Origin of the sequence: Crocosphaera watsonii WH 8501 (genome assembly GCF_000167195.1) — a bacterium.
In the GTDB taxonomy this organism is placed as follows: domain Bacteria; phylum Cyanobacteriota; class Cyanobacteriia; order Cyanobacteriales; family Microcystaceae; genus Crocosphaera; species Crocosphaera watsonii.
Genome location: NZ_AADV02000144.1, coordinates 1 through 11,100, shown reverse-complemented (window position 1 = coordinate 11,100; position 11,100 = coordinate 1). Strand labels below are relative to the sequence as shown.

The following is an 11,100-nucleotide window of genomic DNA, read 5'->3' as shown; positions in this document are numbered from 1 at the left end:
GTGTTGACGAAACCAGTTATTGCATCGATGGCATCAAGTATTGGGTTTGGGTAGCCACATCAAATGAGGTCTGTGTGTTGATGTTGGCTCCCACTAGAAGCTCCGCAGAAGTCGAGAAATTGTTAGGAGCAGATTTTAAGGGCATCCTCACCAGTGACTGCTATAGTGCCTACTTTAGACAAAGTGCGATGGCCAAACAGAAATGTCTGGCACATTTAGAACGAGAGTTAGAGTCCCTTAAAACCAGTCGTTTTCAAGCGAATCGAGAATTTGCTGCCGATGTACAGCAAGTTTTAGCAACCGCCCGTATCCATTATCGTCATTATCATGCTCGAAATTTAACCCTTGAAGACTTAGGCTCCAAAAGAACAGAAGTCGAGAACTCACTGCAAAAGATTTTTAAAGCAACTCCCAAAAAAGGATGGCCTTATGATGCACAAAGATTGATTAACCGTCTCAAACGTCATTGGGAAGAGTGGTTCACCTTTCTAACTTATCCTGAAGTCAAACCAGATAATAATGATGCTGAGAGAGCTTTACGTCCCATTGTCATTCACCGCAAAGTAAGTGGGGGAGCAAGAAGCGACTGGGGTGCAGAGTTAGTCACCCAAATGTTCAGTTTTTTAGAGACCATGAGATTACAGGGGCAAAATGCCATTGTCCAATTATGCGAATTATTTTCATTAGCTGGTCGGAGTCCCCCAGGATTAGAGATGTAAAAGGCTCCGGAGCCGATGGGGGATAGATTTTTCTTGATCGCCCTATCTCTCTGCACAAAAATACAAAAGGTTAGCGGATAATCTCCGCTAACAAAAACTATCTTACTATTTTTTTTCTCATATTGTTGTTTTTATTTGAGGTTTTTAAAAGACTTGATTCTGGGAATGTTAGTCATTAAAATAGCCGTAATAAATTAGCTTAAATTTTACGCTAAATCACAGGGCTTATATTTTTGTTGACTCAACTGATGTTGTTTGTAGTGCTTTTCAATAAGACTTTTTTGTTGCGGTGAGCAGTTACGAAGCAAGAACTATTGAAGAAAAAACCATTGATTTTCAAGGTAACTTTGTCAACCCTAAAAAGGTAGGTTTACCTAATATTTTGGTTGATAGTTGATACTTATTATGGCATGATGATGAATAAATAAAATAATCTTGTTTTAATATGAATTCAGACACTATTGTTCAACTAATACAACAGTCTATGAGGGTTGGGGTGGGTTTCACTGCTTCTGTTTTAGAAACCCTGCAAGATGGCCAAAAACGTAATCAAACTATATCGGAACTGCAAGAAGAAATCGCTAAAAAAACAGAAGAATGGGCAGCAAAAGGAGAAATTACCGAACAAAAAGCTAGAGAATTCCTAGATAAATGGTTAAATCAACAGAAGTCCTCAAAAACTAACCCAGGATCTCCTGCTTCAACCAAAACTAAAGCTGATGTAGGCCAAGAAATTCAACAACTAACCGAAAAAATTATCACCCTTAGACAAGAACTTGAATATCTAAGAGAGAAAAAAAAGTCTTAAACTTCTAATAATAAATGTTTAAGACTATTGATATTAATTATTTATATTTGAGTTAAACGTTGAAAACCTCCGAACTCCGAACTCCGAACTCATATTATAGTTTAGTCATTAGACCAGGTTTCACAACTAATCAGATCACTAATGCGATCTCGTAACAAATAATCAAATTTTTCCAGTTCGTGTTCAACCCAGATCCATTCCCTTGCTGGAATATAATCGCATAAGCTAGAAATGCGCTGTTGACGACTGATCAGACCTCGATCTACGAGATGACGTGCTTCTTCTTGTATAAAATCGATAGAATAGCGAGAAAAAGTAACAGGAAATTTTGTGGAAAGATTCATCTCTAAAACACCAACCCGGTAAATATGAAGACCCAGACCCTTAGAATCATCGAACTTACAGACGAAAGCTGCAAATCCTTTTTGTATTCTTGATTACATTCTCACCCCAATTGTGTCAGGAAGTGCATAAATTTCCGTTTTCTTTTAGAATTACTTGCTTAAACAAAATTTAAGCCCTAATCTGGGGATTAGGACTCAACGGGTATATTCAAAAAGGTTGACTGTTAACAAAAGATAGTTTTTTGGGTACTTATGGAACAATTAGACTTGTCAAAATGAGAAAAATCTTTGTATGATGGGAGCTTAGTCGTTGTCCCAATTTTCGCAAGCCATGAGATCCCCAATTTGATCCCTTAGTAAGTATTCACATCTTTCCAATTCGATTTCAACACAAACCCATTCACGGGGAGGAATAAACTCACAGAGAACATAAAGGGGTTGCTGACGACTGACAACACCAGTATCAACCAAATGACGTACCTCGTCTTTAATCATACTGATGGTGTAATTAGTAGAAGGGACTGAACTAGATGGAGCGGGTAGAGTGATAGAACTCATAGTAAATTACCAAGTGACTAGGAAGGCTTACTCTTTACTATAGTCTAAATCTCATTCAGAAGAAAGTAATTTTGTGCTGTAACAACGAATACATTTTGCTTTCTTAGTCCTCAAGCCCTGTTATATAAAGGTTTACGGGATGTAAAAAAATATTAATCTTCTGTGTAGTTATTTCATTGACGTTCGCCCCTGCTATCACGGCGAGGGGATTCTTCATTCAACGAGTTTCCGTTAGCCAGCAGGATTTCTCCAACTAACCAAGAGGGAATCTCTCCTGAAGCGTGAGTTTGGCTGCGCCCCAACCTACTTAATCCTTTTTGCAAGATGTTTTTTCCTGCGTTGATGTCCCTGTCTTCGACATAATTACAGTGAGGACAGATGTGGGTTCTAGTAGATAGTGTTTTTTCTACTTTTTGCCCACAATTAGAGCAAATTTGCGATGTTCCATGAGGAGGAACAGCCATTGCTATTTTCCCATATTTATCGGCAAAATACTCTAACCATCTACGGAAAAGAAACCATCCTGCATCACTAATCGACTTAGATAGACGACGATTTTTGACCGCCGACCCACCTTGAATTGAATTCAAGGCGTGGAATGCGCTGCCGCGTTCCTGGTGGATTTGAAATCCAGCAGGAACGCGGCAGCGGAAAGCGGCGGTGCATTCCGCACCATGTTCTTAACACTTAAATCTTCACAGAATAATAAGTCGTTAGACTTTACTAAACGGAGTGCCACTCTCTTGACAAACTCTTCTCGCTTTCTGCTTACTTTTAAATTAGCACACGCATATCGTTGTCTAGCTTTGTGATAGTTATTGGATTGTTTTTTGCCTTTCTTGAACTTTTTAGATTTTCTTCTATTAAGTTTGTTTAGGCGTTTTTCTGCTTTACGGTAAAATCTAGGATTAGGCTCAATATTTCCCTGGCTATCTGCCAGAAAGTATTTGAGTCCTACATCCAAACCTACTGCTTTACCTGATGGCTCAATAGGCTTTATAGTGTCTCTAGGATCTAACTTTATGCAAAATTGAACGTAAAATCCATCTGCACGTTTTAATATTCTGACTCTTTTTATTTGTTCGGGTTGAAAATAGTTAATATCTCTAGAGCCTACTAATTTAAGCATACCTATACCTCGTGTTTTACCAATCTAAGCCGTATCTGGCAACGGCAAACCCTTACTCTTCTGAGGAGTTGGAATTTTTTTGTAGTTTCTTGGTTTGACCCCGCTCAGAGCAAGTGCCAGAAAATTATGGATATGAATATCAAGATAATTGGCTAACCTACCAGCCGTGGGTTGAGGTCTTCGATCCCAGGGTCCAATTGATAGAGGTTCAGACATGGCGGCGATCGCTTTGAGTACAAACCCAGCTAGCATCGCTAAACTGATACGACGCTTAATAGCATTCTCAGTCCAGGCTCTGGGCATTTCCATCCCCGCACTATCCTGGGCAACATAGAAGTTAGTTTCCACGGGGAAGCGATGCTTATACCCCAACCAAATCTGTTCAGTAGTTAGGGTTTGCTGAAAAAGTTTCTCCAAAATTTATGCCACTTTTGACCAAGAATTTTCTGACAAATCAATAAGTTTCAGTACACAAAAATTGTTTAAAGTATAATCAAAATTAATGAAAGGCGGTTTGATGAGTTCCTCTGTTCTATTATTAGTAAATAAGGACAAAAAAAGCGACAAAAACTGCCTCAGAAGTTTAGAAAGATTGACAACTAAAAATGTAATAGCAATAGATGTAATGGAGGTTTCAGGGAGTTTTGTCATCACGAGATTTAGGCTAAATCTTCGTTTAGCTTGTCCAAACTTTCCCTCAATAGCATTACGGAAGCATTCATCGGAGTGGGCTTGTTTCTTTTCTTCTTCACTGACATTTTTCGGAGGTCTTCCTAACTTCGGACCACTGATTCTTATCCCTCTTTCCTTACACCAATTTCTGTTTTCCCTAGTTCGATAAATTTTATCTACATGGACGGATTCGGGATAATAGCCAAACGTTTCTTTATACTTTTCTACTTGTTCTTTTAAATGACAAGATTCATTGAAGTTTTCCCAACTTATTTTGTCTAGAAACACATAGTTATCTACACAGCTTACTGAGAGTTTAGCTCCAAACTCTATTGGTTTTCCTGCTTTTCCCCTCACTATTGGACGAATATGCCGTTGAGTTAAACTTACAATTCTTTGAGGAACACTCTGGGTCTTATTCTCCCACATTGACTGTTGTTGTTCATAAACTTTTTTGATAGTCTCTAGACAATTTTTCTGTCTTTTACTCAGATTTTCCAGGGAAGCCCCAGCTTGAATTAAGTCTTCTATATTTCCTAAATTTTTCTTAAGGTATTTTAACTGTTTCCCGATAGCTTTTCTTCTTTCTTGATAAGATACTTTTCGTTTTTTAGCTACTTTTAAGTATTCCTTTCTAGCAATTATTCTAGAAGTTCTCGGCTTTTTTCTCAATTTTACTCTTAATGGTTTATAAAGATTATCTATTATTCTTTCTGTCTCAATTCTGGCTTGATTTAATATGCCTAAATCCGTTGGGTATTTGATGTCTGCTGGCGCACAAGTCGCATCTAAAATTAGTTTACCTTTGTTTTTTATTTTTTCTCCTTTTTCTTGGAGACAATCCTTTTTTTTTACTTCTTTATCACTCTTGTCTATTTCTCTTTTTACTATTTTTTTATTGATTTTGTTTATCAATTCTCCATCAATTCTTTTCCTAAAATGAACTAGCATTGAAGATTCCAGTGGTGGCTCTTGTTGATAACAATTTAAACCTATAAAGTATTGTAGATAGGGATTTTCTCTAATCTGTTCTATAGTTTCTCTATCACTTGTTCCTAATTTTTCCTTAATAATTAATGTCCCTAATGCCATTCTAAATAGTTTGGCTGGCGCACCTTTTTCTGCTGAAAAAAGTTTAGCATATTCTTCCTCAAAATCATCCCAAGGTATCAACTCTGCCATGATTACCCAACAATTATTGGGGGACAATTTGCCCTCGAAAGGTAATTCAAATTTTTCTGGGGGCGGTAAAGGTTGCTCCTCTTTTCGATACATTTGTTCTTGACCAACAACTGGGAGGTGTTTCTACCAATTATAGCGGTTTGTAGCCGACAAAGCTGATCTTTTTTGCGATCGCGAATATGGGTGTAACCTTTTAAAGAATAGGGTTTTGCTTTTATTCAGCAAACCCTAATTATATTAACTTTTGATTTTCTCCACGATAAATAAGACTAAATGAAAGTATCACTCAGTCAACAACTTATGATAGATATCTTTTTTAAAAAACAACTTATTCTACTTATCCAGTATTAGGAATAGTTTTAATTCTTTTGTTAGCAATAGACAAAATATCTTGATAAAGACAAGCACTAGCTATAGCGATAATAATTCTTCTACAACTAATCTTTATTCTGGCTCCCAACTTAAGAAGATTTAGACGTATTCTTCCCACAGTTGCTTTAGCCAATGAAGTTTTTTTTAAACAGTGTTGACGAAAAGCATTTATGAGAACATAAGCCCAGGAATGTATCCATAATCTTAGTTGATTACTTTGAAATGTTTGAGTTGAAGTTCTATCAGCTGACAAGTCTAATTGTTGTTCTTTAATCCGATTTTCCATCTCGCCTCTCGGACAGTATTTTTTTGTATAAAGTTTTGAGGGTGGAATTTTTGAAGCGGGCAAAGATGTCACCACATGGCGCATTTTTAAGCCATCACTTCCATAACAAACTTTTGTCACTACTCTTCTTTGACAACTCCATGACTTTTCTGTTTTATAACGAATAGAGCGATACCAAGTAGAAATTGGTACTATTTTTTTAACTTCTTCTAAATCTTCTTTTTTCTGAAATAAACTATCCATTAATTCAGTTATTGGAGCTAGTTTTTTTTCATATTCATGTTTGGCTTTTTCAATTACATCATCCGCTCGTAACTTAAGAACGTCATTTGTTCCCATAGCTATAACATAATCAACTAAAGGCTGATTTTCACAAAAATAGAAGATTTCTTCACGGGCATAGGCACTATCACCCCTAACTAGGATATGAGTCTCTGACCATTTTTCTCTAATTAGTCCGATAATTCTTTGTAATTCGTCTAAGGCTCCATCGGCTGGATCTACATTAGATGAACGAAGTTTAGCCACTAATAAATGATGCCCACAGAAAATATATAAAGGAGCATAACATACTCCGTGATAATAACTATTAAAAAATGCCCCTTCTTGATTACCATGTACTTGGTCATCCGTGACATCCATATCTAATATAATACTTAAGGGAGGTTTTTTATAAGACTCTAAACAAAATTCGACAAAAGATTTTTCAATGGCTTCAAAGTTGGGTTCTATTTTATGATAACGACTCGTTTTTTGGTCGAGAATAGTCTCAGGACAATATTCCAATCTATTAATTGTACTTTTTCCAGCTAACCATCCCTTTTTATCTTCAAGTTCATTAAGCTTTTCTAAAGCGATCTTAAGGGCAGGATCGTGACGTAATTTATCATGGTCATTGACATCTTCATAGCCTAAAATAATTCCATAAAGCCTTTGTGCTAATAACTCATGAACGGAATGATCTACATAAGATTGATGACGATGATCTTGAAAACAGTTACCAAACTTCTCCGTAATTCCCAGTTTTTTATCCAACTCAGCTATCCAGACAATCCCCGCATCTGAAGTGATTAGTCCCCCATCAAAATTAGCGATTATTTCTTTTCCTTTCTGTTTACTAAAGTTGATTACTTGACGAGGGGTTCGGGGATGACTGGGGCTCATTAAATCAGTTTAAGGTAAATTGCTTTAATAATTAAATTATAGCATATTTTATTCTAACAATCTAGTACTATTAGAGATTTTATTAATAATTTTTTTGGAAAAATGAGTGATTGATTTATCTTTTCATCTTTGTCTAATTCGGGTTGATTTTAACTTAAAATCTGACAACAGACTGTTGGTTGGGGAAATCTGCGATCGCTCTGTTCAAACCCACTTCCTGTAAGGCTTCTGTGTTTGGCGATCGCAGATTTTGTGAGAAATTCGGGATTAGCGGTGACTTCAATATTGATGTTGAATTCATCAGTCCTGCAGGTCAAAATCTGTTCGACTTTTCCCCTAGTGTTAATAGTGACAGAGATCCCCTTACCCTCAAAGAAACAGGGACATATCAATTGATTGTGGATGGCAATGGCAGCACAACAGGAGACTTTAGTTTCCGTTTCTTGGATGCTAACATTGCTACCACCATTGACTTTAATACCACAGTAGAGGGAACCGTTGAACCCAATACCCCTACACTGTTTAGCTTTGAGGGAACAGAAGGTCAAACCTTACTGCTTAATAGTGAGTTGTTTGCTCTCAACTATAGGGTTTACAGTCCAAGCAATGAATTTATTGCTAATAGAGGTTCAGAGTTTACCATTCCTGGAGATGGTACTTATCTCATAGTGGGAACAGGATCTAGCTTTAATGAGCAACCTGTGGAATATCGTTTCAGTGTCATAGAAACTAATTCAATCGACGCAGCTTTAACTATAGGAGAAACCGTTGAAGGAAGCATTGAGAATATAGGCGATCGCATTATCTATACTTTCGACGGAACTGTGGGACAACGGTTAATTTACGATGGTATTAGCGGCAACTTTAACATTGATGCTGAATTAATCATTCCCAGTGGTAATGGTTTCTTTAACAGGGATGTTAACTCGGATCTAGATCCCATTACTTTAATTGAAGATGGAACCTATACACTTATTGTAGATGCGAATGGCAACAGTACAGGAGAGTTTAGTTTCAATCTTTCTAATGGTAATACTGCACCTACTCTAAACTTTAATAGGGATATTGAAGGAACCCTCGAACCTAATACTACTAGCGTCTTAAGATTTGAAGGAGTAGCTAATCAAACCGTTACTCTAGAAGACTTAGGAAGTGATTCCTTTACAGGCCAGTTTCGTCTCATTGGTCCAGGAAATCAACTGATTACATCTAGTAATTTTGGGTTTGGTTTTGGGGCAACTTTACCTGGAGATGGCACTTATTTCTTACTTTTAGATAGCTCTAGTAATAGTTTAGTTAACTATCGTTTCCGAGTTATTTAAAACTTCCACTACAGATGTATGTATTGTAGGGGTCAACGGCCGTTGACCCCTACGGTGTTTTTATCTTTAGTTACTTATCCCAAAGCCAAAATTAAAAAAATTGTAATAATTTTTGATGGATTCTTATTTTCAAAACTAGAATGGAAAAAACTACACACGTGAGGCGCGGAGTTGGATTTTTTTCCATGAAATAATCAGGGTTTAAGACTCATGATTTTGAGCAGTTGCCTATAAATTTCCTTATATCGAACTCAGGTTACACATTACGAGTGAGTGTTAAGGGGCAAGATTGCTGCTACATAACAATCTTTTGTAATTATTAGGAGAATTCAAATGAAAGTCAAAAAACATCCTCATTTAAAACAAACAGAAATTCCCTCTGGACACCTGAATATTATGGGTTATGTTGACCAATCAAATGTAAATGGCCCTGGTTGTCGTGCTGTTGTCTGGGTTCAAGGATGCTCAAGGGAATGTCCTGGCTGTTTTAATGTTGAGTCTTGGTCATTTGATATTAATCAATTAATATCAGTGGATGAATTAGTTGAAAAAATAACCAGTAATTCCCTTAATGAAGGGGTTACTTTTTCTGGGGGAGAACCTTTTTGGCAAGCTCAAGAATTAGCTATTTTAGCCCGTAAAATTAAAGCTAAAGGACTCAATGTTATGTCATTTACTGGCTTTACTTTAGAACAGTTACAGGCTAATTCTGCCCCTAAAGGTTCTATGGATTTATTGACTGAACTTGATATTTTAGTTGATGGAGCTTATCTTGAATCTTATGCGGTAAATTCCCCAACTTCCCATGTTTCTTCTAGTAATCAGCGAGTCCATGTTTTTAACCCCACCCTTAAGGATCGTATAAATTGGGCAAGCGATCAAACAGAAATACATATTCTTAAAGATGGCAGTCGTCTTATTACTGGTTATTTAGGAACAGCTATTTTCTCTGATTAATAATGATGGACAGCCTGTGAAGCCGGAAACTTCCGACAAAGGGCTTTTTCTAGTATGTTCAGCTATCTCTATTTTAGAAGCCACCGTCATACCGCTTAAGCGGTTAACGGTGGGATAACCTAAATTCTAAATTCTAATATTGCCTTTAGTTACTGCCACTAAAGGTAACTTCTGGGAACTTACTTTGAGCGTCTTTCATGGTAATACTTTTACCCTGATTGCGCAGATCCTGCCAGTAATTAATCACTTCTGTGGCCTTATTCAATACGTCAATTCTTTCAGGTTCTAATATCCAGTGTTTGGCCTCTAATTCATCTTTTAACTGCTGCCAAGCATCGTTACGAGGCCAGAAAAAATAAGCTGTTAAAGGACTGGTTCCTTTTCCTACTACTTGATCCACAGCGATGGCCACGTTGGCATCTAACCATAATACTTTTAATATAAATCTAGGCTCCAATTGCCCCTCCGGTTCAATAAACGACAATAATATCTAGTCATAGACAACTTACTATTATAACCTATGGAGCGACCTTTTGGCTATTGAATTGACTCATGGCTTTTTCTACTCCTTCTTTCAAGGTGGTTTCAATAGCATCAACCACTAAGGGATAGGTTTTATCAATAATCTTCCTTTCTTCGGGAGAAAACCGCCCTAAGACGTGGGGAATGGTATTATCTACTTGATTTGATTTACCAATACCAATGCGCAAACGAGGAAAATTTTGCCCCCCCAAATGGGAAATAATCGATTTCATGCCGTTATGACCACCGGCTGACCCCGATAGACGCATTCTCAGGCGACCAATGGGCAGATCCATGTCATCATAAATGACTAAAACATTCTCTGATTTTAGTTTATACCAATCGGTTACTGCTCGTACCGATTGACCGGAACGATTCATATAAGTTGATGGTTTGAGTAGATAAATTTTTTGTTGATTGCGGCTGTTTCCTTCTGCTATCATGCCTTGAAAACGTCGGGTTTCTTTCCACGATAATTGCCAAGTTTCAGCTAAAATATCTACTATTTCAAAGCCAATATTATGACGGGTTTTATCATATTTTGGTTCAGGATTTCCTAAACCGACAATTAATTGAGGAATAATTAATGAGTTAGATTTTGCTGGAGACATTTAGCTGATTCTTATATATTTCAACTTCTTATTCTATCTTATCAAGAACAAATACTAGGGTATCTTAGTCAGTTGTGTATATCTTGGGATTACTTAGAAGAAATTTATGATTTCTATTTGTTGTGGAATGCCGTAGATGATTTGAAATATGATGACATTCAATTTTATTGGCCAAATCTAACAAGGGATAATCTTGATACTATTATCAGAGAACAATCCCAAAAGTGGTTAAAAAAGTATCATTGTTCACAATTCATTGACACTTCTCCGCAAAATAGGTCAAGATATTAATACAACGTAAACCTTTGTAAAGTTTTCCTTAGATGTCAATAGAACTTCTGTCACTCGATAACATTCAAGAAATTGCCCGTCAATACGGGTATTGGGCGGTATTTATTGGCATTGCCCTAGAAAATACTGGAATCCCTATCCCCGGTGANAACCATAACGATTG

10 protein-coding genes and 2 pseudogenes are annotated in these 11,100 nt (G+C 36.9%); 4 read left to right on the top strand and 8 right to left on the bottom strand.

Features of this window, described 5'->3' with window-relative positions; all coding sequences use genetic code 11:
• A pseudogene (locus CWATDRAFT_RS25880) lies at positions 1-719 on the top strand (IS66-like element ISCwa4 family transposase); the annotation flags it as partial.
• A 445-nt stretch (positions 720-1,164) separates the two neighbouring features.
• Positions 1,165-1,527, top strand: coding sequence for a hypothetical protein (locus CWATDRAFT_RS25875; RefSeq protein WP_007307774.1), 363 nt, complete (start codon positions 1,165-1,167; stop codon positions 1,525-1,527).
• Between the two features lie 101 nt (positions 1,528-1,628).
• Here the strand turns inward: CWATDRAFT_RS25875 and CWATDRAFT_RS25870 are convergent, their stop codons facing one another.
• The 6 genes and pseudogenes from CWATDRAFT_RS25870 to CWATDRAFT_RS25840 form a co-directional block, all read right to left on the bottom strand.
• A complete protein-coding gene (locus CWATDRAFT_RS25870; protein ID WP_007307772.1) occupies positions 1,629-1,871 on the bottom strand; it encodes a DUF4327 family protein in 243 nt (80 codons plus the stop codon).
• Positions 1,872-2,174: 303 nt separating this feature from the next.
• Complete coding sequence (locus CWATDRAFT_RS25865) at positions 2,175-2,429, bottom strand: DUF4327 family protein (protein ID WP_007307771.1); 255 nt, start codon at positions 2,427-2,429, stop codon at positions 2,175-2,177.
• 173 nt (positions 2,430-2,602) lie between these two features.
• A pseudogene (locus tag CWATDRAFT_RS40550) lies at positions 2,603-3,570 on the bottom strand (RNA-guided endonuclease InsQ/TnpB family protein); the annotation flags it as partial.
• Between the two features lie 12 nt (positions 3,571-3,582).
• On the bottom strand, positions 3,583-3,975 hold the full coding sequence (locus CWATDRAFT_RS36315) for a hypothetical protein (RefSeq protein WP_042711076.1): 393 nt from the start codon (positions 3,973-3,975) through the stop codon (positions 3,583-3,585).
• A gap of 3 nt (positions 3,976-3,978) precedes the next feature.
• Positions 3,979-5,505 (bottom strand): IS5-like element ISCwa2 family transposase, encoded by a 1,527-nt coding sequence (locus tag CWATDRAFT_RS25845; RefSeq protein ID WP_007307767.1) that lies wholly within the window; start codon positions 5,503-5,505, stop codon positions 3,979-3,981.
• Between the two features lie 244 nt (positions 5,506-5,749).
• Positions 5,750-7,234, bottom strand: coding sequence for an IS1380-like element ISCwa5 family transposase (locus CWATDRAFT_RS25840; protein WP_007307766.1), 1,485 nt, complete (start codon positions 7,232-7,234; stop codon positions 5,750-5,752).
• A 179-nt stretch (positions 7,235-7,413) separates the two neighbouring features.
• Here CWATDRAFT_RS25840 and CWATDRAFT_RS25835 point away from each other — a divergent pair, with 179 nt between their 5' ends.
• Together CWATDRAFT_RS25835 and CWATDRAFT_RS25830 are read left to right on the top strand one after the other, a co-directional pair.
• A complete protein-coding gene (locus tag CWATDRAFT_RS25835) occupies positions 7,414-8,556 on the top strand; it encodes a hypothetical protein (protein WP_042712435.1) in 1,143 nt (380 codons plus the stop codon).
• 333 nt (positions 8,557-8,889) lie between these two features.
• A complete protein-coding gene (locus CWATDRAFT_RS25830) occupies positions 8,890-9,513 on the top strand; it encodes a 4Fe-4S single cluster domain-containing protein (RefSeq protein WP_007307776.1) in 624 nt (207 codons plus the stop codon).
• Between the two features lie 145 nt (positions 9,514-9,658).
• Here CWATDRAFT_RS25830 and CWATDRAFT_RS25825 read toward each other — a convergent pair whose 3' ends face one another.
• Positions 9,659-9,970, bottom strand: coding sequence for a 30S ribosomal protein PSRP-3 (locus tag CWATDRAFT_RS25825; protein ID WP_007307765.1), 312 nt, complete (start codon positions 9,968-9,970; stop codon positions 9,659-9,661).
• A gap of 61 nt (positions 9,971-10,031) precedes the next feature.
• Entirely contained in the window at positions 10,032-10,646 is a 615-nt protein-coding gene (gene pth, locus CWATDRAFT_RS25820; protein WP_007307764.1) for an aminoacyl-tRNA hydrolase, read from the bottom strand.
• Positions 10,647-11,100 lie beyond the last annotated feature (454 nt).